The organism is Polaribacter atrinae, from assembly GCF_038023995.1.
In the GTDB taxonomy this organism is placed as follows: Bacteria; Bacteroidota; Bacteroidia; order Flavobacteriales; family Flavobacteriaceae; genus Polaribacter; species Polaribacter atrinae.
The window spans coordinates 2947513-2972678 of record NZ_CP150660.1 but is presented as its reverse complement, the minus strand read 5'-3'; the positions used below and the strand labels follow the sequence as shown (position 1 = coordinate 2972678).

The following is a 25166-nucleotide window of genomic DNA, read 5'->3' as shown; positions in this document are numbered from 1 at the left end:
TAATTTTGGCGATTTTTTTAGTTTATAGGGTATTTGTTGAATCCTTTTATTTTCTTTGCACACAACAATGAAATTACAACATATCACATATTTATCTTTAGGTACAAACCAAGGCAATAAACTTGAAAACCTACAAAATGCTATTCATTTAATTGATGATAACATTGGGGGAATTCAAAAAATATCATCCATATACAAAACCCCTGCTTGGGGATTTGATGGGGACGATTTTTTTAATATTTGTATTAAAGTCGTCACTAATTTACAACCAGAAATCTTAATAAATTCGCTATTAAAAATAGAAAGTGAATTAGGTAGACAGCGCTCTTCAGCAGAAGGGTATCATAATAGAAAAATAGACATAGATATCTTATTGTTTGATAATGAAGTAATCTTATCTAAAACATTGATAGTGCCTCATCCTAAAATGTTACAACGAAAATTTGTAATGCTTCCTTTGGCAGAAATAGCTTCAACTGTAATGCATCCTATAGAGAAGAAACAAATTTCAGTATGCTTACAAAGTTGTGATGACAGTTCTGAAATAGTAAAATTAGATGAAACTTTAAAAAGACCTATACCAATTTCAGAAAAGTATAACTACATTGCTATTGAGGGAAACATTGGTGCAGGTAAAACAACTTTAGCAAATTTACTGTCTAAAGATTTTAATGCTAAAATGGTATTAGAACGTTTTGCTGACAATCCATTTCTTCCAAAATTTTACGAAGATAAAGAACGATATGCATTTCCTTTAGAAATGAGTTTCTTAGCAGACAGATATCAGCAACTAACCGACGATTTAGCGCAGTTCGACTTGTTTAAGAGCTTTATTATATCAGATTATTATATTTTTAAATCTTTAATTTTTGCACAAGTAACATTACAAAAAGAAGAGTATTTGTTATATCGAAAAATGTTCGATTTAATGTATAAAGAAATAACAAAACCAGATTTGTATATTTATTTATTTCAAAACACAGAACGTCTCTTAGAAAATATTAAAAACAGAGGAAGATCTTATGAACAAAAAATAGAACCCGATTACCTAAAACGTATTCATAATGGATATAAAAGTTTTATTAAAACTGAAAAAAGTTTAAATTTGCAAGTTATTGATGTTTCGGATATAGATTTTGTAAACAATGAAGCTGATTATAAGAACATTGTTAATAAAATAAAGCATTTTTAAAAAAAAATATATATTTTTGCGGGAGTCATTCCCCTATATTGTTTAAAACAAAAAATTAAAATGAGGAGAATTATTCTATTTATTCTATTTAGCAGTATTATTATTGCTCAATCATTCGGTCAATCTTCGGAAAAAAAAGCTATAAATTTAGACAGTACCAACATAAAAGGTAATGATATAATTAAAGAAATTAACACTTGGTCAGTAGGTGGTGGTTTTAGTAATTTTATAATGCACGGAGATTTACGCTCTATTGGCGTTGATGATGATTCTAATTATTGGAATTTTGGAGGTTATATATATGTAGATAAAATGTTTAACCCAATTTTAGGTTTAGAGTTTAAAGCTACATATACTAAAATGTCTGGGGGTGTACAATCTTTCTCAAACGGATATTCCCTTAGATATGTACCAAATAATATTATTACTGATTCTGACTTGCGATTTGAAGGTAGATCTTACGGTGCTGAGTTAAATTTAATCGTAAGTTTAACAAATATGTTTCAAAGAAATGCAACTAAATGGCATGCAGCTGGTTATTTTGGAGTTGGATATCATCAATACGATTCTGCTCTTTATAAAACTGACCCAACAGGTACAACACCTGATGAACTTTTAGTCGACTTTGGTTACAACCCTGATAGAAATAGTGTAAATGAAGCTAGTTCAATTTTTCTATCTGCACAATTAGGTGTTAAAAGAAGAATAAGCAGAAGAGTCGATCTTGAATTTAGAACCGGAATGTACTTTAATAATGAAGATCATTTAGACGCAGCTGTTTCTGATAAACAGACTTGGGAAAGCTTTTTTGTTACTAGTTTAGGAGTTGTTTTAAAATTAGAAAAGAAAAAAGAACACATCATTTGGGCACCTGAGAAGCCGGCTGGTACTGAATTTGAAATTATTGATACAGATGGAGATGGTGTAATGGATCAATTAGATGTTGAACCTAATACTCCTAAAGGAGCAATGGTATATGGTAACGGTCAAGCTGTAGATACAGACGGTGATGGTTTACCTGACTACAAAGATAAATGTCCATTAAAATACGGGCCACTATCAAATGAAGGTTGTCCTTTAAATATTGATACAGACGGAGACGGTGTAATGGATGCTAAAGATTTATGTCCAAATACTCCTGGTCCAGTAGAAAATAGAGGTTGTCCTAAACAAGAAGCTGTAGCACCTGTTAATATTACCCAACAAATTGGATTATTAGCAACTAGTATTTACTTTGACACAAACAAGGATGATATTAAATTAATATCTTATAGCACCATTGACCAAATTATTGGATTAATGAAAAAAATACCAGATGTAAAATTCGTTATTGAAGGTCATACAGATAACAGAAATAGTGATAGATACAACTTGTACTTATCTCAAAGAAGAACTGAAAGTGTGAGAAAATACATGATTAAGAGCGGTATATCAAGTGATAGACTTAAACCAGTAGGTTACGGAGAGTCTAGACCTAAATTCTCTAACGAAAATGCAGGTGGAAGACAATTGAACAGAAGGGTTGAAATTAAGCCTATAGACGCAATAGGAGAAGTAGAAAGAATTGATGAATAATTAATCGATTTACTAATAATAAAAAAAGAGGCTACTATGTAGCCTCTTTTTTTTGGGTATAAAATTATAGTATTATAAAATAGCCTAGTAAAAAAACTAACCTATGTAAACAAATACCCATATACAAACCTTGGGAACTTTCTATTTAGAATAAGATTTAAACATAGTATAAGATTTTATGTCTAAAATCTTAACTAAGATAACGGGTATACAAATACAGCTTATTACAAATGCAAAAAAGTTGTCCAATTAATTTGGACAACCTTTATTTTTTGAATAATAAGTATTATTTATTTCAGCTCTAACTTCTCTGCAAAGTAATCACAAAAATCACGCATAGTAGCACTCATTTTCTGATCATCAGTTGCACGTTCAAATGAATCGGCCATAGACACTAATGTCTGATGATAAAATTGCTTCATTTCATCTACAGGCATTTCTTTTGTCCATAAATCCATTCTTAGGGTATCTTTTTTCTTATGATCCCAAACAGAAATCATTATAGCTTTAGATACTTCATTATCTATACCACCATCTTTTGCTGTCCAAGAAATTTCTTCTGGAACTTTGTTTTCATCTAAACCAATTTCGAAATTAATTTGTGAATTATGTTTTACTGACATTATTTTTTAGGCTTGTAATTTGATTTTTGAAATAACTCTTCAAAATCAATCATTAATAATTCTTGCAAAGATACATCATTATTTTGCATAAAAGACTTCACAATCTGCCATCCTAACCACACGCCTATTCTACCTGGAGAATCGTTATCATTTTGTAAATAAAATTTAGAAAATGGTGCATTGTCTAAAAACCTTTTATTCAATGGTGTTTCTGTACTAAATAACAGCTTTTTTTCTATAAAATATTTCCAAATATTCTCTTCATTTTCAATAGCCCAATCTATTTTTTCTTTTGGGTACCCTATTTTTAATTGATCAGAAACAGCAGGTAAATACATATCTAATAAATACAGTTTTTTGCCTTCATGAATCATTTTTGACAAAAAACTTCTATTAGGCAATGAAACTAATTGCTTTTCTATCATTGAATTTGCTACATCTACAATGATGCTTTTTTTTGTGTTATTTTCTTTAATGTATTTTGGATAATCAGCATAAAACCTATGCGTTTTACCTAAATAAACATCCAAAGAAACAAACAATAAACTATCTGCGTAGATAACTCTACTATTATAGTCTATATTAGATATCATTGTCACTAAATTGGGTGCTTTAAAATTCTTATTATAATATTTAACATGTTTAAAAAGAGATGTTAATTCAGATTCTAACGGTGAGATATCACTATACAACTTTTGCGTTTCTAAAAACAATTCTTGTTCATCTTTATTAGCTATTTTAGAAATAGCTAAACTATCTGAAAATGATTTTGGAAATAAATAAGGATATTTATTTTTAAGATCAGGCAATGTATTTACAGTTGTATTATAAAAATCAACCTCGTACCTTTTTACGGTAAAATCAATATTTACTGTAGAAACATCAATTTGAGTGTTTTTTTTATCAGAACACGAAAAAAACACACATAAAACCATTAAAATCATAAAATAAAATCTCATATTCTTTGTACCTTAGTCATTAGATTTAAGAACGCTAAAAATACTAAAATAGTTTATCAATGAAGACTGAAAAGGTTGCCGAATACATAATAAAATGGCTAAAAGATTATGCTGAAAATGCAAAAGTAAAAGGATTTGTAGTTGGAGTTTCTGGTGGTATAGACTCTGCCCTTACCTCTACTTTATGCGCTAAAACAGGTTTTCCTACTTTATGCGTAGAAATGCCTATTCATCAATCTCCGAGTCAAGTTACTAGAGCACAAGAACATATTGCACAATTAAAAAATAATTTTAATAATGTTTCTGATGTACGAGTAGATCTAACCTCTACTTTCGAGGATTTTAAAAATGTTGTACCAAATGCAGATCCTTCACCTAAAGTAGATCTATCTCTTGCCAATACAAGAGCAAGACTTAGAATGACTACTTTATATTATTTAGCGGGTTTACATAGTTCTTTAGTAGCCGGAACAGGTAATAAAGTAGAAGATTTTGGTGTTGGGTTTTATACAAAATATGGTGATGGTGGTGTAGATTTAAGCCCTATTGCAGATTTAATGAAATCTGAAGTATATGAATTATCTGAATTTTTGGGCGTACCAAATTCTATACAAAAAGCACAACCAACAGATGGTTTATTTGGAGATAGCAGAACTGATGAAGACCAAATAGGCGCTTCTTATGATGAATTAGAATGGGCTATGGTTATGCAAGAAAAAGGAAAATCTGAAGATGATTTTTCTGGAAGAGATCTAGAAGTTTTTAAAATATATACAAGATTAAATAGAATTAACCAACATAAAATGTTGCCAATACCTATTTGTGAAATACCTAAAGAAATTAGATGATAAAAAAAAGCCTTAATTTTTTAAATTAAGGCTTTTTTTTTATCATTATAATAGGTTGGCAGCAACCATTATTTTTTTTATCTTTAAATATGCTTTTTTCTTAGATCCTTTTGAAATTTCAAATGGTAATAAAACAAATAATTGAATAATTTTTAAACATTGTAATAGTCTTTTCATAACAGTAAGGGTTTTCTTTTAGCGGCTGCAATATACAAAAAATTTATCTAACCATAATCTAAAGCTATGGGTATAAACACCCTGTTTTACAATTTAATAATATTAGACAACTCTATTTAACTTTTCAAAGAGCCTCATTTTCAGACTTGTGTAGTTTCTAATAACCTCTAAATCTATTGGTGAGCCTTGGTTTGATACTGCCTCACTCATCAATTCGTCAATCTTTTCACCAATTAAAACTCTTCTTAAATTATAAACCACATCGTTCACATCTTTAGCTAAAACTTCTAAAGCAGACTTTACCTCTATATTTTGTCCTTCCCAATTACTTAACTGTCTATTTGGGTTTTCTTTTTCCATTAAAATAGAAGTTACAATGGTAGATATTTCTGAATTTTTATGATTAATTAAACCATCTATATCTAATTTTTCTAATTGATTTAACTGATGAATAATTTCCGTATAAATTTCTTGAAACAAAACATTAGAAAACTCTATTTCATCTTCATGCAAATGGACATAAATTTCTGCAGAAACTGTATTTTCATATTTTCTTGTATCTATTTTCTCTTTTCCAGCATCATCAACATGTATAACCTCTTCTGTAAACTCTACTTCTTCATTTCCATATAAAAGTAGAATTTTAATAATCTCATTTTCTAAAATTGAAAGTTGATCTATTTTCTGATTAGTAACAGCACCTCCTTTAACCAAACCCATCTTAGTTTGTTCTTGCCCAATAGCAAATTCTGGTGGTATTTCATTTGGGTTTAGCTGTGGTGTATTTTGTTGTCTGCTAGATTTACTTTTTTCTTGTAATCCCTTTTTTAACAGTTGGGCTAGTTCACTAAACAATACACGTTCTGAAATATCCATAATTCTAGAACATTCTTGTACGTATACTTCTCGCTGAATACCATCTGGAATTTTGGAGATACTTGTTACAATATCTCTAATTACACCTGCTTTTTTTATAGGATCATTATTAGAATCTTTTAATAAAAGAGAGACTTTAAAATTGATAAAATCTTGAGCTGAATTTTCTAAATAAGCAGCTAATTCTGCATTTGAATTTGACTTAGCAAAACTATCGGGATCTTCTCCATCAGGAAACTGAACCACTTTTACGTTCATTCCTTGTTCCAAGATTAAATCGATACCACGAATAGAAGCTCTAATTCCCGCAGCATCACCATCAAAAAGTACGGTAATGTTTTTTGTTAATCTATTTATTAATCTAATTTGATCTGGCGTTAAAGCAGTACCAGAAGATGCAACAACATTTTCTACCCCAGATTGATTAAATGAGATAACATCTGTATAACCTTCTACTAAGAAACAATTATCTTGTTTGGCAATTTCTTTCTTTGCTTGGTATAAACCGTAGAGAATTTTACTCTTATGGTAAATATCACTTTCGGGTGAATTTAAATATTTGGCTGCTTTTTTATCTGCAGTTAAAATACGTCCTCCGAAACCTAAAATACGGCCCGACATAGAATGTATCGGAAACATAACACGTCCTTTAAAACGATCGAACTGCTTGTTTTCTTTTACAATTGTTAATCCTGTTGATGCTAAAAATTTTAGATCATACCCTTTTTTTAAAGCGGCATTAGTAAAATTATCCCACTCATCAAAACAATACCCTAATTCGAACTTTTTAATCGTTTCGTCTGTAAAACCACGTTCTTTAAAATAAGATAATCCTATTGCTTTCCCTTTATTAGTATTAAGCATTATCTCATGAAAGTAATCTTTGGCAAAAGTAGAAACCATAAACATACTTTCGCGCTCATTCATCTGCGCTTTTTCTTCGGATGATTGCTCTGCTTCTTCTATTTCTATATTGTACTTTTTAGCCAACCACCTTAATGCTTCTGGATAGGTGTAATGCTCATGCTCCATTAAAAACGAAACAGAGTTACCTCCTTTTCCTGTAGAAAAATCTTTCCAGATTTGTTTAACTGGAGACACCATAAAAGAAGGTGATTTTTCATCTGTAAACGGACTTAATCCTTTAAAGTTACTTCCTGCTTTTTTAAGTACAACAAATTCACCAATAACCTCTTCTACTCTTGCAGTTTCGAAAATGCGGTCTATGGTACTTCTTAATATCATTTATTTGGTTTAATTAGTGGAAAGTGATTACAAATATATAAATTAGAATAATTACTTTAATTATTCTAAAATGAAAAAACTTCAAAGGTTATATACTGCATAAATTACAGTACAATTGCCTTTGAAGTTTCTATAAATTCTAAAAAGAAATTTTTAAAAACTTCCTTTTCTAGTTAGCAATACGCGTTAAGGATTGAGCAATTGCTTGAGCTCTTTCTTGTTTTTTACAAAAAAAGCGAGTGCGAAAGCCTGACCTGAAAGGTAACGCCCTAAATAATTTAAGAAGCTGCCTTTAATTTCTTTAAAGTAGAATTTGATAATTTTGCTTCTGCATACTCTTTTGTTACATTCAGTTCTTTTTCTTTAGAACTTGGTAAATCGAACATTGCATCTGTAAAAATAGCTTCACATAAAGAACGTAAACCTCTTGCACCTAATTTATATTCTACTGCTTTTTCAACAATATAATTTAAAGCTTCTTCTTCTATTGTAAACGCAACATCATCCATTGTAAACAACTTAGAATACTGCTTAATAATAGCGTTTTTAGGCTCTGTTAAAATTGCTCTTAACGTTGTAGCATCTAAAGGATTCATGTAGCTTAAAACTGGTAAACGCCCAATAATTTCTGGAATTAAACCAAAAGCTTTTAAATCTGAAGGTATAATGTATTTCAACAAGTTTTCTTCGTCTACTTTGTCATCATCTAAAGAGGCACTAAAACCAACAGCTTGCATGTTTAAACGCTTGCTTATGTATCTTTCAATTCCAGAAAAAGCACCACCTGCTATAAATAAAATCTCTTTGGTATCTACTTCTATAAATTTTTGCTCAGGATGTTTTCTTCCTCCTTTTGGTGCAACATTTACCACAGTCCCTTCCAATAATTTTAATAAAGCTTGCTGAACTCCTTCTCCAGAAACGTCTCTTGTAATTGAAGGGTTATCTCCTTTACGAGCAATTTTATCTATTTCATCGATAAAAATAATACCTCTTTGCGCTTTTTCTACGTCGTAATCTGCAGCTTGTAATAATTTACTTAAAATACTTTCTACATCTTCACCAACATACCCTGCTTGTGTTAAAACGGTAGCATCTACAATAGCAAATGGTACGTTTAACATTCTTGCAATTGTTTTTGCTACTAAGGTTTTACCGGTTCCGGTTTCTCCTACTAAGACAATGTTAGATTTTTCGATCTCTACATCATCTTTGTCGTCTTTAGACTGTAATAATCTTTTATAGTGATTATATACAGCTACTGCCATTGATCTCTTAGTTTCTAACTGACCAATAATATATTGATCTAAGAATTCTTTGATTTCTAAAGGTTTTTTTAGCATTAAATCTTTAGATAAGTCGCTAGATTTTGCTTCAGAAATTTCTTCTTCTACAATACCGTGCGCTTGTTCTATACATTTATCGCAAATATGAGCATCCATCCCTGCAATCAGCAAGTCTGTTTCTGCTTTTTTTCGTCCGCAAAACGAACATTCTAAATTTTCTTCTTTTGACATTTAATTGTCTTTTTGCTTTTGGCTGTTAGCTATTTGTTAACGGCTAATTGCTAATATTACTTCTTTCTTGCTAAAACTTCATCAATCATTCCGTAAGCTTTTGCTTCGTCTGCTTTCATCCAATAATCTCTATCAGAATCATTGTGTACTTTTTCTACAGTTTGACCAGAGTGATGTGCAATAATATCATACAATTCTCCTTTTAACTTTATAATTTCTCTTGCAGTAATTTCGATATCTGAAGCCTGCCCTTGAGCACCACCTAAAGGTTGGTGAATCATAACTCTAGAGTGTGGTAATGCAGAACGTTTACCTGCTGCTCCTGCACACATTAAAACGGCTCCCATAGAAGCTGCCATACCTGTACAAATTGTTGCTACATCTGGTTTTATAAACTGCATAGTATCATAAATACCTAAACCTGCATAAACACCTCCTCCTGGAGAATTAATATAAATTGAAATATCTTTGTTAGCATCTACACTTTCTAAAAACAATAACTGAGCTTGAATAATATTTGCTACTTGGTCATTAATTCCTGTTCCTAAAAAGATAATTCTATCCATCATTAAACGAGAAAAAACATCCATTTGAGTAATATTCATTTGGCGTTCTTCCATAATATATGGTGTTACACTACTTGTAATCTTACCATAATAGTTGCTGTTTATTCCGTGATGTTTTGTTGCGTATTTTTCGAACTCTTTTCCGTAATCCATTTTCGTGATGCTGTTTTAAGTTTAATACTGTAAATATAAGAACTATTTCTTACTATTTTGTTTCAGTTTGTCGCTAAAAAAACCTGAATCTAACAACTCAGGTTTTTTATCTTTTATAATTTTAAAACCTCTCGACTGAGCTTGAGGTGACCTAAAAAACAGGGTTCTTATTTATATACTTCTTTAATAAAGTCTTCGTAAGAAAGTTCTTTAGATTTAAAACTCATGTTCTCTTTATAAAAATTTAATAATTTATTACTAATTAATTGAGATTGTAATTTCTGAGCTTCTTCTTGGTTTTGTAAAATTCTACCAGCAATATCATCCAATTCTTTTTCTTCTGGATTTGTATTACCAAATTGAGCCATTTGCGTGCGGATAAATCCTTTTGCATAGTCTACCAATTCTTTATAGTCTATCTTAATATCGTTATCTTTCATCACCTTTCCTTCGATTAATTGATAACGTAAACCTTTTTCTGATTTATCAAACTCTGCAGTAGCTTCTTCTTCTGTTAAAGGCTTTTCTCCAGCTGTTCTTAACCATTTCTTTAAGAAATCTGCAGGTAAATCAAACTTTGTACTTTCTACTAAATACTCCGTAATTGCATTTAATAATTGTTGATCTCCTTGTTGTTGAAATTGCTTTTCTGCATCTTCTTTAATTTTTTCTCTTAATTCGGCTACAGTACTTACACTTCCGTCAGGAAATAATTTATCAAACAACTCTTTATCTAAATCTGCTGGCTCTGTTTTTGTAATTTCTTCTACAGTAAAAGAAACTGTAATATCTAAATCGTGAATTACATCATGCTCCACATCTAAAAGGTGCTGTAATCTATGCGCATCTTCAAATAAATCTTTAGTACCTAACTCAATTACATCTCCAACTTTAGCACCAACTAATTTAGCAATGTTCTCATCACCATTTAAGTCTTTTACTATAAAAGTAGATTTTTTGTTAATTTCTTTTTCTTCATTTACAAAAGTACCTGTAACATTAGAATCTTCTGTAGCTTCTTCTATTGCACTTACTTTTCCGTAACGAGTTTGAATGTTCTTAACTTCTTCGTCAAGTAATTCTTCTGTTGCTACGATGTTATATTGTGTAACTTTATCTTTAGCTTTTAAATCTACATCAAAAACAGGTGCTAAACCTAATTCAAATTCAAAAGAAAAAACCTCTGCATTCCAATCAAAATCTTCTGTCATTCTAGGTAAAGGGTTACCTAGCATTTCTAATTTTTCTTCTGTTATAAATTTATTTAAAGACTCTTGTAAAAGCTTGTTTACTTCATCTATCATAATAGATTTACCATACTGCTTTTTAATCATCCCCATTGGTACATGTCCTTTTCTAAAACCAGGAACATCTGCCTTTTTACGATAATCTTCTAATAAACCGGTTACTTTTGCTTGATAATCATCAGCAACAATATCTACTTTTACAACTGCGTTTAACGCATCAATGTTTTCTTTTGTAATATTCATTTCTTGTTCTTTTATCTTGAAAAATCGAGTGCAAAATTAATGATTTTAATTGATTGCACAAATGTTAAATACTTCTAATTCAGTAATGTTATTTAGTTCTGGATTGTTTTGGTATCCTCTTTTAATAATGAAAATAATGCCGATCTAAAAACAGACAGTAAAACGCTGAATAATAGCGCTGCAAAAAAGCCTGAAACGGCAAAACCATCTACTAATTTATCTGCCAATAATATAATACACGCATTAATTACAAAAATAAATAAGCCAAAAGTGACAATTGTAGCTGGTAATGTAAAGAAGATTAAGAGTGGTCTTACAAACATATTTAGTAACGATATAACCACTGCAACAATAATTGCTGCAACATAACCTGCTACTGAAATACCTGGTAAAATATTAGCTAAAACAATTACTGCTAAAGCCGTTAATAGAATTTTTAAAAAGGTTTTCATACTGTTTATTTTTAAAGATAATTGCTAAAACTGTACCAAATGAAAAAATCTGCATTTTTGTCATGTTTTGGTTGCCTTTAATTTGTTATTAATTTTAAATACAGTTAACTTCGCTAAGTTAAGTACCTAAAAAACACACAAACTCACTTCTACTCTACATGAATAGATAAAAACCTAAAAAAATGAAAACTAACGATCCTTTAAAAAATCAAATTTTTGAAATTATCGAAAATCAAATGAGAGATAATAATCCAAAGAGACAAATATCACTTATAAAAGGTTAATTGAATTAGGTTTTAGTAAAACGGAATCTAAGCAATTTATGAGCCAATGTTTGGCAATAGAGTTACTAGATGTTTTAGAATATAAAAAACCTTTTAACGAAGATAGGTACATCAACAACTTAAAGAATTTACCAAAAGACCCGTCTTTATAAACGAAGGATACGTTTCTATAACGCGCTATTCTTTTTTTTATTCGGATAAAACTACAGGTTTACAAACTACCATACAGTTTGTAAAAATAAGATTCTTACGTCTTATTTTATCAACATTTTTTTTGCTTTTAAAAACACATAAATAAGATATTTCCTTATTAAACCTATATAATTTGATAGTGGCATATGCTTTTTGTAACTTTGCAGGATGAAAGTAAGGATACACAAATTGCGTAACTTTAGAATATTCAACTTTAATTTTTTAGTGTTTAGAAAGCAACCTAAAAAATTCATACCTCCTCACTCTTTTCGTTAAATAAACGACCAAACGTTTAACCTCTCTTTTTTTAGAGCTTTTTTAGCTTTTCATTTTTTATCGTTTTAGATAAATCAAATCAATAGAAATAATGATGATGATTAAAACCTTTGACGCCTTTACAAGGATGTCATACATAAATATTAATAAAATTTCAAAATTTTTAAACGAACATTTAGAAGATTGTAAAGAAGAAAAAGGAGCCATTCGTAAATCCCTTTTATATGCAGCTAAAGAAACCTCAAATATAGGTGGATACGCATTTGTTATAGAGGAAAAAGACAAAATAATTGGTGCAATTATCGTCAATAAAACGGGCATGAGTGAATATCAATCGGAAAATCTTATTACTTACTTAGCAGTTCACAAAGATTACAGAGAACAAAAAATTGCAACAAAATTAATTAAGGAAGCGACCAACTATTGTAACGGAAACCTTTCTTTAAACATCAATAAAAATAATAACGCTATTGAACTATTTAAAAAAAACGGATTTGAATCAAAGAAAATTCAAATGACGCTTTATAAATAATACTCAAAATAAAATTAAAATAATAGTAACATTTAATATAGAAAAATGAAAATATTAGTAATTGGAGCAGGAAATATGGGGCTAACGTATGCTCAAGGAATGTCTAAGTCTAGATTGTTAAAGAAAAAAAACATCATGGTTTTAGACAATTCTGCAGAAAAGTTAGAAGAATTGAATGAAATATCTCATTTTGATGCATTTAAAGAACTAGGAGACTGTGTACCAAAAGCAGACATTATCTTTATTGCCGTAAAACCTTACCATGCAGAAAAACTATTTAAAGCATTAAAACCTTTTACAAAACCAGGGCAGGTAATTGTATCTATTATGGCTGGTGTTAATATAGAAAACATAAAAAAATACTCTGGACTTCACAAAATAATAAGAGCAATGCCAAATTTACCTGCTCAAATAGGTAAAGGATTAACGTCTTATGTAACATCAGAAGAAGTATCTCGATTAGAAAAAATAACCATAGAAAGTTTACTAGATACAACAGGTAAATCTATGGAGGTTAATAGTGAAAAATTCATTGATGCTTCTACAGGAATTTCTGGGAGTGGACCTGCCTATGTATTTTACTTTATGCAAAGTATGATGGAGGCTGCACTAAAAATGGGCTTTTCTAAAAACGATTCTTCTATTTTGGTAAGTCAGACTTTTACAGGTGCCATAGAATTATTTAACCAATCTAATTTATCGCCAAATTCTTGGATGGAAAAAGTTGCTTCTAAAGGGGGGACTACACGTGCTGCCTTAGATTCTATGGAAGATAATAATGTAAACGAATTAATTAAAGACGCCGCTTTTGCCGCTTTTAATAGGGCTGTAGAAATGGGTAAAGAAAATTAAAATGTATAAAGAAAGAATAGTAATAAAAGTAGGTACCAACGTAATGACAAACAGAGATAACAGAATTGTTAGACCTGTATTAAGACGTTTGGTAAAACAAGTTGCAGAATTATACGAACGTGGAATTATTTGCATCCTAGTTTCTTCTGGATCTGTAATTGCAGGAAAAGAAATTCTAGGTGAATCTAGTATTGAAAATGATACCCAAAGAAGACAAGTATACTCTGCTATTGGGCAACCAAGAATGATGCGTCATTACTACAATCTTTTTAATGATTACGGAATGAAGTGCGCACAGGTACTACCAACAAAGAGAGATTTTACTCCGGGTGTACACAGACAAAATATGATTAATTGTTGCGAAGGTTTGTTAGCAGAAGGCGTAATACCTATTGCCAATGAAGATGACGCTGTATCTGTAACCATGTCTATGTTTTCTGACAATGATGAACTAGCTAGTTTAATTGCACAGTTAATAAATGCTGATAAATTAATTATTCTAACCGATATTGATGGTCTGTATACAGGACATCCAGAAGCAGAAAGCAGTAATTTAATTACCAATGTAAATCCAGATGAAGATCTAGACAAATACATAAAAGATAGCAATAAGAAACCTGGAGAAGGTAGAGGCGGAATGGGTTCTAAGCTAGATTATGCACAAGAAGCTGCATCAAACAACATCCCTACCTATATTGCAAACGGAAAAAGAGATAACACCATTATTGATATTATTGACGGAAAATCTGTCGGTACAAAAGTGGCACTTTAAAATCTACAAGATGAAATTATTAGAAACAACCATTAAAAATAACGTATTAACCAGCATGACGAAGATTCTTGATGAAAATCGAGAAGCATTATTAAAAGCGAACAAAAGAGATTTAGACGCTTTTAATAAAGAAGATCAAGCAATGTTTGATCGTTTGATTTTAAACGATCAAAAAATTGATGGAATGATAAAAGCCATCAACGAAGTTAAAGCGCAAGAAGACCCAGTAAATCAAATTATAAGTGATATTACTTTAGAGAACGGATTAAAAGTAACTAATAAAACAGCTCCGTTTGGTACCATCATGATTATCTATGAATCGAGACCAGATGTTACTGTAGAAGCAGCCGTTTTAGCCTTTAAATCTAACAATAGAATATTATTAAAAGGTGGTAAAGAAGCCTTATACAGTAATAAAATATTAGTAGATTTTTGGCACAAGGCATTAACAGAAAATAATCTAAGTGAAGATTATATAAAGTTCTTGCAAATGGACAGAACAGAAACACAAGAGTTCTTAAGAAACCCAACAGAACAATTAGATTTAATTGTACCAAGAGGTGGCGAACGCTTAATTAGTTTTGTAAAAGAACATGCAACATGTGCTGTTTTAATTAGCGGACGAGGAAATAATTTTATCTATATTGATGAAAGCGCAGAATGGAGCAAAACCTTAGCCGTGATCATCAATGCAAAAACAGCTAAAATTTCTGCTTGTAATGCGTTAGACAAAATTCTTATCAATAAAAAGATAGAAAATTACGAGTCTAAATTAAAAGACTTACAAGCTGTTTTAAAAGAAAAAAACGTAACTATTTTAGTTGATAAAAGCATTAAAAAAGTATTAACAGACGAAGCTGTGATTCCTGAAGATAGTGTATGGAAAGAAGAATTCTTAGCCTTAAAATGTTGTATTGGTGCTGTAGATAACCTAGACGAAGCTACCGAAATGATTAATAAATATTCCGGAGGACATTCTGCAGCAATAATGACCACAAATGATGAAAATGCAGATAACTTTATGCAACAAGTAGATTGTGCTGCAGTTTATAAAAATTCATCGACAAGGTTTACAGATGGTGGTCAGTTAGGTGTTGGCGCAGAATTAGCTATTAGTACAGACAAACTACACCACAGAGGCCCGTTAGGATTAAAAAAATTAGTGACTAATAAATATTATATTATTGGAGACGGTAATGTACGAGTGTAAGTTACTTTAATAACCATATTCACTTTTGATTTCCCTGTCTTAAAAGGGAAATCAGAAGTTTATAAAAATAATTAGAATACTGTTTTATATAACAACCCCGCGTTAGGGATTGTAGTGAAAAGCCCACAGGGAGGAACGACCGAGGACTTGTAACATAAAGCCCGACCCTTTTGGGTAACGCCCAAATTACAAATATCTATTACTTATTCTGTAACTCCGTAGCCTTACGCTCTAACTCTGCCTGAAATTCTTCCATAACAGGTTTTACCGTACTGTCTGGTATGTCTGCTACCTTAATATACATTAATCCATCTACGGCATTATTAAATTTAGGGTCTACATTAAACGCAACCAATCGCGCGTTTTGTTTCACATATTTTTTAATCAATACCGGAATTCTTAATGCTCCTGGCTCTATTTCATCGATAATTTTATCGAACTTTTGCATATCTGCTTTGGTTGCATCAAATACAAAATCTTTATCACCGTCTTTTAATTTTACTTTGTATTCTTTCTTCGGGTGAATGTATTGCGCAATATATGGATCGTAATAATGAGATTTCATAAACTCTATCATTAACGATTTAGAGAAATCTGAAAACTGATTACTAATAGAAACGCCACCCATTAAATATTTATATTCTGGGTAACGAAGAGTAACATGTACAATTCCTTTCCACAATAAAAATAATGGCATTGGTTTTTGTTGATATTCACCAATAATAAAGGCTCTACCCATTTCTATGGTATTGTCCATCATTTGATATAATTCTGGCTCTATCCTAAACAAGGTTTGAATATAAAATCCATTAATACCATATTTTTTATAGATTGCTTTTCCAAGTCCCATTCTGTAGGCTCCTGCCAAACAGTTTGCTTCTCTGTCCCACAATAATAAATGGTGGTAATATTTATCAAACTTATCTAAATCTATTTCTTTATTAGTTCCCTCACCAACCTCTCTAAAGGTAATTTCGCGTAATCTACCAATTTCATGTAACAAATTAGGAATCTCTTTGGCGCATGCAAAAAACACCTCGTAATTCTTACTTTCTAACAATCTACCATCTCCAGCTCTTAAAGCATCTACTTCTTTTACAAATAAATTTACACTTCTTTGTGCAACAATTTTTTTAGCAGCCTTTTTAGGAATCTTTAAATTTTGGGTAGAAATTAATTTATGTGCTTTCTCAAAAGGATTTGCAAGCATATAGGTTTTCTTTCTAATAAATTCTGAAAAAGCAGAAATCTCTTTATACTCTTCTTGATCTTTAACAGAAATAGGCTTTCCTATTCTTACCTTTATTACTTTACCTCCTTGAGACATTACTTCTGAAGGTAATTTAGCTGTTCTTAAAGTGTCTGATATTTTTGATAAAAAATAAAATAAACGACTATTTTTTGCATGAAAATAAATAGGAATTACCGGTACATTGGCCTTTTTAATAAACCTTACAGCTCCTTCTTCCCATGTTTTATCTACGTTTAATTTTCCATCTTTGTAAGTAGAAACTTCTCCTGCAGGAAAAATACCTAAAGGATATCCTTCTTTTAAATGCATTAATGCACTTTTAATTCCGGCAACACTAGACTTTGCATCCTTTCTTGTTTCAAAAGGATTGACTGGCATTACATAAGGTTTTAAAGGGGCTACTCTATGCAATAAAAAATTAGCTATAATTTTATAATCTGCTCTTTTTTCTATTAGCAGTTTTAGCAGTAAAACACCATCTATACCACCTAAAGGATGGTTAGAAACAGTTATAAAAGGTCCTTCTTTTGGAATTCTTTTTAAGTCTTCTTCCGGAATTTCAAATTTAATGTTACAATCATCTAAAATTCCGTTTAAAAAATCTAAATCAGTTTTGTTTTTGTTTTTTTCATACACTCTATTAATGGCAGAAATACGAAGTATCCTTAAAAGAATCCACCCAACGAAGGTTCCTAAAAAACCAAACCTTTGCAAACCAACTACTTGCGAAATCTCCTTAGATGTTACTAATGCCATAAATTATAATTAGACGGAAATGCAAACATACTAAAAAAATCATTTATCAAATTATTAATTTGATTCTAAAACAATTTGAATAGTTTCTTTATTTACTTGCGTCAACAGAGATTTTCCTTTTTCTTCGATACTTGTAATTGCTTTATCATCAAAATGACGTACTGTAAACAAGTCTATACCTTTCTGAACATCAATTTTAAACTGTGTTTTTAATTCATTATAAAATTCATCAAACTTGTTAAATTTATTATCGATACAAACAGAAAAGCTAATTGCAGAATTCTGTATTAAGTTTACTTTTAATTGATATTCGTGTAGTTTTTTAAAAATATAACTAATGTTATCTTCTACCATAAAAGAGAAATCTAATGCAGAAATAGAAACTAAAATCTGATCCTTTTTTACAATAAAACAAGGAATAGAAGGCACCAAACTTGTTCCTTTAGAAACTCGAGTACCGGTTTCTTTAGGATTTACAAAAGAACGCACCAACAACGGAATATCTTTTCTTTCTAATGGTTGTAACGTTTTTGGGTGAATTACAGATGCACCATAAAACGCCATTTCTATCGCTTCTTCATAAGAAATTTGTTCTAATAAAGTAGTGTCTGAAAATACTCTTGGATCTGCATTTAATACTCCTGGTACATCTTTCCAAATAGTTACATTTTCGGCATTTAAACAATACGCAAAAATACCTGCCGTATAATCAGATCCTTCCCTACCTAAAGTAGTGGTGTTTTCTGTATCATTTGCAGCAATAAATCCTTGGGTAATATTTAATTTAGAGGCATCTAATTTATTACTGATAATACCTTGTGTTAAATCCCAGTCTACTTTTGCGTCTCTATAATTACTATCTGTTTTTATGTAGTTTCTAACATCAAACCAATTATTTTCTACACCTATTTTGGTTAAATACGCACTTACTATTTTTGTTGATAAAAGCTCTCCAAAACAGATAATTTGATCATATACATAATTATATCTCTGCGAGGTATTTCTTGCTAAGAACCAGCTTAACTCCCCTAAAAGAATATCTATTTCTTTATAAATTTCATCATCTTTATCAAACAAATCATTCATTAAATTTTTATGGAAGTCTTCTATAACACCTAAGTTTTCAGACAACTTATCTGTCTTATTATAGTATGCGTCTATAACCTCTTCAAAAGCATTGGTTATTTTACCCATTGCAGAAATTACAACTACTGTACTTTCCGTTCCTTCGCTTTGTAAAATCTGTGTTACATTTTTTACACTTGCTGCATCTTTTACAGACGCTCCTCCAAATTTAAAAATCTTCATTTTAATTATTTTGAATAAATTTTGATAAGTTTTCTTTGTCCATTTGCACCACAGACCAATCATTTAAATAAGTGGCTCCAGTACTTTTATAAAATTCTACTGCATTGGTATTCCAATCGATTACTTCCCATGCAACTCTATTAAAATTATGGTCATGCGCATATTTTAAAACAGCTGTATACAATGCTTTTCCGGCACCTATTTTCTGTTTACTTTGCGTAACAATTAAATCTTCTAAATGAATAGCACTACCTTTCCAAGTAGAATAACGCTCATAAAATAAAGCAATTCCAATAATAGTATTCTCTTGCTCAGCAACAAAAACCTTAAACTTAGGATTCTTAGAAAAACCATCTTTTATTAAATCATCTACGGTAATTTCTACAGCATCTGGTTCTTTCTCAAAAACGGCTAATTCTGTAATTAAATTAAATACAGATTGCATGTCTTTTTGTTGTCCTAATCTTACAATAAAATCCATCTTTTTATAAATTTTAATCAAAGATAGTTATTTACATATCTACCAAAAATATTTGAAGATTTTAGACAATTATTTTTGAATTGTTTAAATTTCTGAAGAAAAATTAAACAACTAAAACGTTGTAGTAACTTTAAAAAAATAGATATTTGTTAAAATTAACAACACAACACGCAAAATGACAGGAAAAAAACAAACTTTAGGTGAATTTATTATTGAACATCAACATGCTTTTAAATATAGTTCTGGAGAACTTTCTAGTCTTTTAAACTCTATAAGATTAGCAGCAAAAGTGGTAAACCATGAAGTTAACAAAGCTGGTTTAGTTGATATTATTGGTGCAGCTGGAGACACAAATATTCAAGGTGAAGATCAACAAAAATTAGATGTGTATGCTAATGATAAGTTTATACAGACTTTAACAAGAAGGAATATTGTTTGTGGTATTGCTAGTGAAGAAGAAGATAGTTTTATTTCTATTAATAGTAATGATGAGAATCATCAAAATAAATATGTTGTTTTAATTGATCCTTTAGATGGCTCGTCTAATATTGATGTAAATGTCTCGGTAGGAACGATCTTCTCTATCTATAGACGTATTACTCCAACAGGTACTCCTGTAGAATTAAAAGATTTTTTACAAAAAGGAAGTGCACAAGTTGCTGCTGGTTATATAGTTTACGGTACCTCTACAATGATTGTTTACACTACTGGAGATGGTGTTAATGGTTTTACATTAAACCCTGCAATTGGTTCTTTTTACTTATCTCACCCAAATATGGAGTTCCCAGAAGACGGAACCATGTATTCTGTAAACGAGGGGAATTATTTAGATTTTCCTTTAGGTGTAAAAAAATACATTAAATACTGTCAGGAAGAAGAAGGAGACAGACCTTATACCAGTAGATACATTGGCTCTTTAGTATCTGATTTTCATAGAAATATGATAAAAGGAGGGATTTATATGTACCCGAAAGGCTCTAGAAATCCTAATGGAAAATTACGTTTATTATACGAGTGTAACCCAATGGCATTTATAGCAGAACAAGCTAACGGAAAATCTTCTGATGGTTATACAAGAACAATGGATGTAGAACCAACAGAATTACATCAAAGGGTTCCTTTTATTTGTGGAAGCAAAAACATGGTAAACCAACTAGAAGAATTTATGCAAATACACGGAGAATAAATCTTATTTATACTGTAATAAATTATCAAACCATAAATTGTTTGTAAAACCATCCATTTATGGTTAATTTTACAATCGTAAATAAAATACTAACTTTTTAAAAACATAAAAAAATGGCTTTTCAATTACCAGAATTAGGATACGCTTACGATGCGTTAGAACCAAATATTGATGCAAAAACTATGGAAATTCACCATAGCAAACATCACCAAGGATATACAAATAATTTAAACAACGCAATTGCAGGTACAGATTTAGAAGGAAAATCTATTGAAGATATTCTTACTAATTTAGACATGAGCAATGGTGCAGTTAGAAATAATGGTGGTGGTTTTTACAATCATTCTTTATTCTGGACTGTTTTAAACCCAAATGATAGAGGATATTTATCTGGTGAATTAAAAGATGCTATTGAAGCTGCTTTTGGTACTAAAGATGATTTTATTGCCGCTTTTTCTAAAGCAGCAGCTACTCAGTTTGGTTCTGGTTGGGCTTGGTTATGTGTTTTACCAGGAGGTAAAGTAGAAGTTTGTTCTACTCCAAACCAAGACAATCCATTAATGCCAGGTGTTACTTGTGGCGGAACTCCTATTTTAGGATTAGACGTTTGGGAACATGCATACTACTTAAACTACCAAAACAGAAGACCAGATTATATTAATGCATTTTTTAATGTAATTAACTGGAACGAAGTTGAAAAACGTTACGCAGCAGCAAAATAAGCAACAAAGTTGTTTTTAGACATCTCACTCATAAAGTGAATTAACTTAAGAGTAAGATTACTAATTTTCATAAAAAAAGCATCCTAAATTTAGGATGCTTTTACTTGCTATTGCTCTTTTTTAAATACTCTTTATAAGCTTTACTATATTTTTTATAACCAACCTTAACACCTTCTTTCATTTGCTGATGTGCTTTTGGATGTTCTTTTTCAAACCATTTAACAAAAGCCAAACCTGGAACATGAGCCGGATTATAAACATAATTATCTGGAGTCATAGCTTTCTCGAATTCTAATGTTTTTACACGTAGCTTTTCTAATATCTCTTTATACTTTTCATTAGAAGCTAAGTTATTTAACTGATGTGGATCTTCTTTTAAATTATACAACTCTTCTTTAGGTTTTGTTGCTTCAAAAAATGGTTTTGAGCGTCATTTAATTTACCTTCTTTATACAGTTTTCTCATCACATGTACAGCACTCTAAATACGCTTGTTGTGCATCATAAGGTATCTCTAGTTTCTCATTTTTAATATAAGACCAATCTCCAGATGTTACAGCTTTAGATTTCTCTTCAATTTCGTCCCATAAATCTCTTGTACAGTAAACAAACTCCCTCTCAAAGTCTTTCTTAAAAATTGGTTTTCCGGTCATATAATCAGGAACTTTAACCCCTGCAAAATCTACAATTGTAGCTGTAATATCTGTTGATGAAACCACGTCTTTTCTAACTTGACCACCTTTAAATTGCTTCGGGTAATACAGTATAAAAGGAATTCTTAACCCAGTATCTTGTAAATACCCCTTTCCACGGATATTACAACGCCCATTATCTCCAATAAAGATCACAATAGTGTTGTCCGCCATTCCCTTGTCTTCTAATTCCTTAAAAATCATTCCAACTTCATTATCCATATATTCAATTTGATCTAAATACTTAGCCCAATCCAATCGTATTGCAGCATCATCCGCCATATACGGAGGCAATGTTACCGTTTTAGGATCTACAGGATGTTTAGACTTCTCTCTAACGTCATCCCACCAATCTCCCCTATGTGTAACATCTAATTGTATCTGAGCAAAAAAAGGTTGATCTTCTTTTGTAAACGTATCATATTTATCAAACAAACCAAACTCCGTTTTTCCATCCCATTTCCCAATAGGCTTACTTTTAAAATTAACATCTGTCTTCCTTCCTTTTTTCATCACTCCATGATGACCTAATATTGTAGTATAACCTACATCTCTTAATAATTTTGTAAACGGTTTATATATAGAATCTAGAGGCACCTTTCTATTACTTCTATGATGTTGTGAGTTTGTTTTAACTTGATGTGTACCAATCATCATTGCAGATCTACTTGGCGAACATATTGGATTTGTTACAAAAGCATTATCAAAACGAATACCTTCTGATGCCATTTTATTTAAATGTGGTGTTTTTACGTTTGGCATTCCATAGATTTCCAAATCGGTACTCATATCTTCTGCCATTAACCAAATAATATTAGGCTGCTGGTTTTTAACATCATTTATAACCATTTTTTCTGATGTTTTTTTACAAGATGATATTCCAATAAGCACTAAAAAAAGAAAAGCTACATATTTTATTAATTTCATATTTAAACACATTAATTGTTACCTCGTAAATCTACGGATAATTTGTAAAATTATTTTCTATGAACGTTCTTCAAATTAAAAGAGACTATACATTTAAGAAAAGATATAGTTATAGCGTTGTTTACTACAAAAACAACCTTCTAATCCCCAAAAGCTAAATTACGACACTCTTAGATGAAGTAATTTCAGCATCAAGAACCAATTTATCATGTAAAATAAATACCAATAAAAAAATATAAAAAAAACGAAATAAAAATTTGCCAGAACCATAAAAGATATTATATTTGCACCGCTCTTAGGAATAAGGGTAATTAAAAAGAAAAGTTCTTTTAAAATTATGACTGCGAAAGTAGCTCAGGGGTAGAGCATCACCTTGCCAAGGTGGGGGTCGCGGGTTCAAATCCCGTCTTTCGCTCTATTCAATTACCATGCTGAAGTGGTGGAATTGGTAGACACGCTGGACTTAAAATCCAGTGGTCAGTAATGGCCGTGCGGGTTCAAGTCCCGCCTTCAGTACAATAACCGTTGTTAATCTTTTTGATTTTCAACGGTTTTTTGCTTTTACCCCGACAACTCGCCTACCCCTATCTTTTTATTAACTTTATTTTAGAAAACAACACAGTTAGCATCGTTGTATTCAATAAAAAAAACACACTTAAACAACCGGATATTAATTACTTACAAAAAAACATAAAAATAATTAATTATTTTTCCTTTTAAATATTGTGAACTATCATTAAACGTAGTATATTTGCACTCCTTAGAAATAAGGACAAGTATTAAAAAGTTCATTTTAAAATAAAAGTAAGTTTTGATTTAGTAATCAAATTTTACTTTATATATAAATTACCATGCTGAAGTGGTGGAATTGGTAGACACGCTGGACTTAAAATCCAGTGGTCAGTAATGGCCGTGCGGGTTCAAGTCCCGCCTTCAGTACAATAACCGTTGTTAATCTTTTTGATTTTCAACGGTTTTTTGCATTTACGAACTTTCCGCCCAAGTTATTTAACCTCTTTTGTTGTTATACCTGAATATTCTACTCCTTTAAGAGTATAAGAATAACACAACCTCATTATCAATCAACACGCTCTTATAACTCCGTGCTAACATAAAATCTACACGACTTATAGGTAAAAAAAATCCAGCTAAAAGCTGGATTTTTAATGATTCTATTTCATTATCTGAAGATTGGTAACTTCTAAATTAGTTAACTCTCTCCATCTACCTCTCGGTAAGTTTTTCTTAGTTAATTCAGCAAAAACAACTCTATCAAGTTTGCTTACTTTATAACCAACGTGTTCAAATATTTTACGAACAATTCTATTTCTACCAGAATGAATTTCAATACCAATTTCTGATTTTGGCTGACCATCTACATAAGAAACAGCATCAATAAATACTTTTCTACCTTCAATAATAACTTCTCCTCGTAATTTCTCTAAATCTCTTAACTCTAATTTTCTATCTAGAGACGCGTGATATAGTTTACGAACGTTATGTTTTGGGTGTGTTAATTTTTTTGCTAGATCACCATCATTAGTAAACAACAATAAACCTGTTGTGTTTCTATCTAACCTACCTACAGGGTAAATTCTTTCTTTTGAAGCATTTGCAATTAACTCCATTACTGTTTTTCTACCTCTATCATCATCCATTGTGGTAATGTAGTTCTTAGGCTTATTCAGTAAAATATATCTTTTTTGTTCTGGTGTAATAGAAGTTCCATCGAAACGAACAATATCGTCTGGTTGAACTTTATACCCCATTTCTGTAACTAACTTTCCATTTACCTCTACACTACCATGCTCAATATAAGTATCTGCTTCTCTACGAGAACATACTCCTGAATTTGCAATGTATTTGTTTAAACGGATACCTGAAGCATCATTATTAGCTTTTGGAGTTTCTTTAATTTTGGTAAAAGTTTTCTTCGGAGTTTTTCTAGCTAAAGGTTTGCTTTTTCTACTTAAAGGAGTACTTTTTTTACCTTCTTGTCGTCCTCTCGACGAGTTTTTATTTGAATTCATTACTTAAAATATTTTTTGCAAA

General features: G+C 30.8%; 23 protein-coding genes and 3 tRNA genes. 12 read left to right on the top strand and 14 right to left on the bottom strand.

Going from position 1 to position 25166, the window contains the following annotated elements; translation table 11 throughout:
* Positions 1 to 67: 67 nt before the first annotated feature.
* Together folK and WG945_RS12950 are read left to right on the top strand one after the other, a co-directional pair.
* Positions 68 to 1192 carry a 2-amino-4-hydroxy-6-hydroxymethyldihydropteridine diphosphokinase gene (folK, locus tag WG945_RS12955; protein WP_068449460.1) on the top strand — a complete coding sequence of 375 codons (1125 nt, stop codon included), beginning with the start codon at positions 68 to 70 and terminating at the stop codon, positions 1190 to 1192.
* 60 nt (positions 1193 to 1252) lie between these two features.
* Positions 1253 to 2767, top strand: a complete 1515-nt coding sequence (locus WG945_RS12950; RefSeq protein ID WP_068449461.1) for an OmpA family protein — start codon at positions 1253 to 1255, stop codon at positions 2765 to 2767.
* 290 nt (positions 2768 to 3057) lie between these two features.
* On the opposite strand, the gene gldC is transcribed toward WG945_RS12950, so the two are convergent.
* On the bottom strand, positions 3058 to 3390 hold the full coding sequence (gldC, locus tag WG945_RS12945; RefSeq protein ID WP_068449462.1) for a gliding motility protein GldC: 333 nt from the start codon (positions 3388 to 3390) through the stop codon (positions 3058 to 3060).
* A complete protein-coding gene (gene gldB, locus WG945_RS12940; protein WP_068449463.1) occupies positions 3390 to 4349 on the bottom strand; it encodes a gliding motility lipoprotein GldB in 960 nt (319 codons plus the stop codon). Before gldB ends, gldC begins: the two co-directional genes overlap by 1 nt.
* 59 nt (positions 4350 to 4408) lie before the next feature.
* Between gldB and nadE the strand changes: the two genes are divergently transcribed.
* A complete protein-coding gene (gene nadE / locus WG945_RS12935) occupies positions 4409 to 5197 on the top strand; it encodes an NAD(+) synthase (protein WP_068449464.1) in 789 nt (262 codons plus the stop codon).
* 45 nt (positions 5198 to 5242) lie between these two features.
* Here nadE and WG945_RS12930 read toward each other — a convergent pair whose 3' ends face one another.
* From WG945_RS12930 to WG945_RS12905, 6 genes are all read right to left on the bottom strand, one after another.
* The gene (locus tag WG945_RS12930) at positions 5243 to 5374 is read right to left on the bottom strand and encodes a hypothetical protein (RefSeq protein ID WP_262501940.1); all 132 of its coding nucleotides are present in this window, start codon (positions 5372 to 5374) and stop codon (positions 5243 to 5245) included.
* Positions 5375 to 5476: 102 nt separating this feature from the next.
* A complete protein-coding gene (dnaG, locus tag WG945_RS12925) occupies positions 5477 to 7495 on the bottom strand; it encodes a DNA primase (protein WP_068449465.1) in 2019 nt (672 codons plus the stop codon).
* A 278-nt stretch (positions 7496 to 7773) separates the two neighbouring features.
* The gene (clpX, locus tag WG945_RS12920) at positions 7774 to 9012 is read right to left on the bottom strand and encodes an ATP-dependent Clp protease ATP-binding subunit ClpX (protein ID WP_068449466.1); all 1239 of its coding nucleotides are present in this window, start codon (positions 9010 to 9012) and stop codon (positions 7774 to 7776) included.
* 56 nt (positions 9013 to 9068) lie between these two features.
* On the bottom strand, positions 9069 to 9731 hold the full coding sequence (clpP, locus tag WG945_RS12915) for an ATP-dependent Clp endopeptidase proteolytic subunit ClpP (RefSeq protein ID WP_068449467.1): 663 nt from the start codon (positions 9729 to 9731) through the stop codon (positions 9069 to 9071).
* A gap of 167 nt (positions 9732 to 9898) precedes the next feature.
* On the bottom strand, positions 9899 to 11221 hold the full coding sequence (gene tig, locus WG945_RS12910; protein ID WP_068449468.1) for a trigger factor: 1323 nt from the start codon (positions 11219 to 11221) through the stop codon (positions 9899 to 9901).
* Positions 11222 to 11313: 92 nt separating this feature from the next.
* On the bottom strand, positions 11314 to 11673 hold the full coding sequence (locus WG945_RS12905) for a phage holin family protein (protein WP_068449469.1): 360 nt from the start codon (positions 11671 to 11673) through the stop codon (positions 11314 to 11316).
* 879 nt (positions 11674 to 12552) lie between these two features.
* Here WG945_RS12905 and WG945_RS12900 point away from each other — a divergent pair.
* The 4 genes from WG945_RS12900 to WG945_RS12885 are packed head-to-tail and all read left to right on the top strand — an operon-like array spanning position 12553 to position 15791.
* The gene (locus tag WG945_RS12900) at positions 12553 to 12957 is read left to right on the top strand and encodes a GNAT family N-acetyltransferase (RefSeq protein WP_197482074.1); all 405 of its coding nucleotides are present in this window, start codon (positions 12553 to 12555) and stop codon (positions 12955 to 12957) included.
* A gap of 45 nt (positions 12958 to 13002) precedes the next feature.
* Positions 13003 to 13809 carry a pyrroline-5-carboxylate reductase gene (gene proC, locus WG945_RS12895; protein WP_068449471.1) on the top strand — a complete coding sequence of 269 codons (807 nt, stop codon included), beginning with the start codon at positions 13003 to 13005 and terminating at the stop codon, positions 13807 to 13809.
* 1 nt (position 13810) lies between these two features.
* Positions 13811 to 14581 carry a glutamate 5-kinase gene (proB, locus tag WG945_RS12890; protein WP_068449472.1) on the top strand — a complete coding sequence of 257 codons (771 nt, stop codon included), beginning with the start codon at positions 13811 to 13813 and terminating at the stop codon, positions 14579 to 14581.
* A 10-nt stretch (positions 14582 to 14591) separates the two neighbouring features.
* Positions 14592 to 15791 (top strand): glutamate-5-semialdehyde dehydrogenase, encoded by a 1200-nt coding sequence (locus WG945_RS12885; RefSeq protein WP_068449473.1) that lies wholly within the window; start codon positions 14592 to 14594, stop codon positions 15789 to 15791.
* Between the two features lie 199 nt (positions 15792 to 15990).
* Here the strand turns inward: WG945_RS12885 and WG945_RS12880 are convergent, their stop codons facing one another.
* Genes WG945_RS12880 through WG945_RS12870 form a run of 3 tightly spaced genes read right to left on the bottom strand, consistent with a single transcriptional unit; the run spans position 15991 to position 19588 of the window.
* Entirely contained in the window at positions 15991 to 17799 is a 1809-nt protein-coding gene (locus WG945_RS12880; protein ID WP_068449474.1) for a GNAT family N-acyltransferase, read from the bottom strand.
* 54 nt (positions 17800 to 17853) lie between these two features.
* A complete protein-coding gene (locus WG945_RS12875) occupies positions 17854 to 19107 on the bottom strand; it encodes an aspartate kinase (RefSeq protein ID WP_068449475.1) in 1254 nt (417 codons plus the stop codon).
* Position 19108: 1 nt separating this feature from the next.
* Entirely contained in the window at positions 19109 to 19588 is a 480-nt protein-coding gene (locus WG945_RS12870) for a GNAT family N-acetyltransferase (RefSeq protein ID WP_068449476.1), read from the bottom strand.
* Between the two features lie 175 nt (positions 19589 to 19763).
* Here WG945_RS12870 and fbp point away from each other — a divergent pair, with 175 nt between their 5' ends.
* Positions 19764 to 20774 (top strand): class 1 fructose-bisphosphatase, encoded by a 1011-nt coding sequence (fbp, locus tag WG945_RS12865; RefSeq protein ID WP_068449477.1) that lies wholly within the window; start codon positions 19764 to 19766, stop codon positions 20772 to 20774.
* Positions 20775 to 20887: 113 nt separating this feature from the next.
* Positions 20888 to 21496: a superoxide dismutase gene (locus WG945_RS12860; RefSeq protein ID WP_068449478.1), complete on the top strand. Its 609-nt coding sequence runs from the start codon at positions 20888 to 20890 to the stop codon at positions 21494 to 21496.
* 100 nt (positions 21497 to 21596) lie between these two features.
* On the opposite strand, the gene WG945_RS12855 is transcribed toward WG945_RS12860, so the two are convergent.
* Together WG945_RS12855 and WG945_RS12850 are read right to left on the bottom strand one after the other, a co-directional pair.
* Complete coding sequence (locus WG945_RS12855; RefSeq protein ID WP_231874619.1) at positions 21597 to 21884, bottom strand: hypothetical protein; 288 nt, start codon at positions 21882 to 21884, stop codon at positions 21597 to 21599.
* 60 nt (positions 21885 to 21944) lie between these two features.
* Positions 21945 to 23114, bottom strand: coding sequence for a sulfatase family protein (locus tag WG945_RS12850; RefSeq protein WP_231874621.1), 1170 nt, complete (start codon positions 23112 to 23114; stop codon positions 21945 to 21947).
* Positions 23115 to 23457: 343 nt separating this feature from the next.
* Here WG945_RS12850 and WG945_RS12845 point away from each other — a divergent pair.
* From WG945_RS12845 to WG945_RS12835, 3 genes are all read left to right on the top strand, one after another.
* A tRNA-Gly gene (locus WG945_RS12845) sits at positions 23458 to 23529 on the top strand.
* Positions 23530 to 23544: 15 nt separating this feature from the next.
* A tRNA-Leu gene (locus WG945_RS12840) sits at positions 23545 to 23630 on the top strand.
* A 337-nt stretch (positions 23631 to 23967) separates the two neighbouring features.
* A tRNA-Leu gene (locus WG945_RS12835) sits at positions 23968 to 24053 on the top strand.
* A 233-nt stretch (positions 24054 to 24286) separates the two neighbouring features.
* On the opposite strand, the gene WG945_RS12830 is transcribed toward WG945_RS12835, so the two are convergent.
* Positions 24287 to 25144, bottom strand: a complete 858-nt coding sequence (locus tag WG945_RS12830; RefSeq protein WP_068449479.1) for a pseudouridine synthase — start codon at positions 25142 to 25144, stop codon at positions 24287 to 24289.
* Between the last annotated feature and the right edge of the window lie 22 nt (positions 25145 to 25166).

Bases quoted from the DNA above. Each gene is read 5' to 3' on its own strand.
- WG945_RS12885 (WP_068449473.1), top strand. From the start codon at position 14,592: ATGAAATTATTAGAAACAACCATTAAAAATAACGTATTAACCAGCATG.
- gldB (WP_068449463.1), bottom strand. From the start codon at position 4,349: ATGAGATTTTATTTTATGATTTTAATGGTTTTATGTGTGTTTTTTTCG.
- nadE (WP_068449464.1), top strand. From the start codon at position 4,409: ATGAAGACTGAAAAGGTTGCCGAATACATAATAAAATGGCTAAAAGAT.
- WG945_RS12830 (WP_068449479.1), bottom strand. From the start codon at position 25,144: ATGAATTCAAATAAAAACTCGTCGAGAGGACGACAAGAAGGTAAAAAA.
- WG945_RS12950 (WP_068449461.1), top strand. From the start codon at position 1,253: ATGAGGAGAATTATTCTATTTATTCTATTTAGCAGTATTATTATTGCT.
- folK (WP_068449460.1), top strand. From the start codon at position 68: ATGAAATTACAACATATCACATATTTATCTTTAGGTACAAACCAAGGC.
- proC (WP_068449471.1), top strand. From the start codon at position 13,003: ATGAAAATATTAGTAATTGGAGCAGGAAATATGGGGCTAACGTATGCT.
- gldC (WP_068449462.1), bottom strand. From the start codon at position 3,390: ATGTCAGTAAAACATAATTCACAAATTAATTTCGAAATTGGTTTAGAT.
- WG945_RS12870 (WP_068449476.1), bottom strand. From the start codon at position 19,588: ATGGATTTTATTGTAAGATTAGGACAACAAAAAGACATGCAATCTGTA.
- clpP (WP_068449467.1), bottom strand. From the start codon at position 9,731: ATGGATTACGGAAAAGAGTTCGAAAAATACGCAACAAAACATCACGGA.
- WG945_RS12905 (WP_068449469.1), bottom strand. From the start codon at position 11,673: ATGAAAACCTTTTTAAAAATTCTATTAACGGCTTTAGCAGTAATTGTT.
- WG945_RS12880 (WP_068449474.1), bottom strand. From the start codon at position 17,799: ATGGCATTAGTAACATCTAAGGAGATTTCGCAAGTAGTTGGTTTGCAA.
- tig (WP_068449468.1), bottom strand. From the start codon at position 11,221: ATGAATATTACAAAAGAAAACATTGATGCGTTAAACGCAGTTGTAAAA.
- WG945_RS12875 (WP_068449475.1), bottom strand. From the start codon at position 19,107: ATGAAGATTTTTAAATTTGGAGGAGCGTCTGTAAAAGATGCAGCAAGT.
- WG945_RS12860 (WP_068449478.1), top strand. From the start codon at position 20,888: ATGGCTTTTCAATTACCAGAATTAGGATACGCTTACGATGCGTTAGAA.
- WG945_RS12900 (WP_197482074.1), top strand. From the start codon at position 12,553: ATGTCATACATAAATATTAATAAAATTTCAAAATTTTTAAACGAACAT.
- WG945_RS12850 (WP_231874621.1), bottom strand. From the start codon at position 23,114: ATGAAATTAATAAAATATGTAGCTTTTCTTTTTTTAGTGCTTATTGGA.
- clpX (WP_068449466.1), bottom strand. From the start codon at position 9,012: ATGTCAAAAGAAGAAAATTTAGAATGTTCGTTTTGCGGACGAAAAAAA.
- proB (WP_068449472.1), top strand. From the start codon at position 13,811: ATGTATAAAGAAAGAATAGTAATAAAAGTAGGTACCAACGTAATGACA.
- dnaG (WP_068449465.1), bottom strand. From the start codon at position 7,495: ATGATATTAAGAAGTACCATAGACCGCATTTTCGAAACTGCAAGAGTA.
- fbp (WP_068449477.1), top strand. From the start codon at position 19,764: ATGACAGGAAAAAAACAAACTTTAGGTGAATTTATTATTGAACATCAA.
- WG945_RS12930 (WP_262501940.1), bottom strand. From the start codon at position 5,374: ATGAAAAGACTATTACAATGTTTAAAAATTATTCAATTATTTGTTTTA.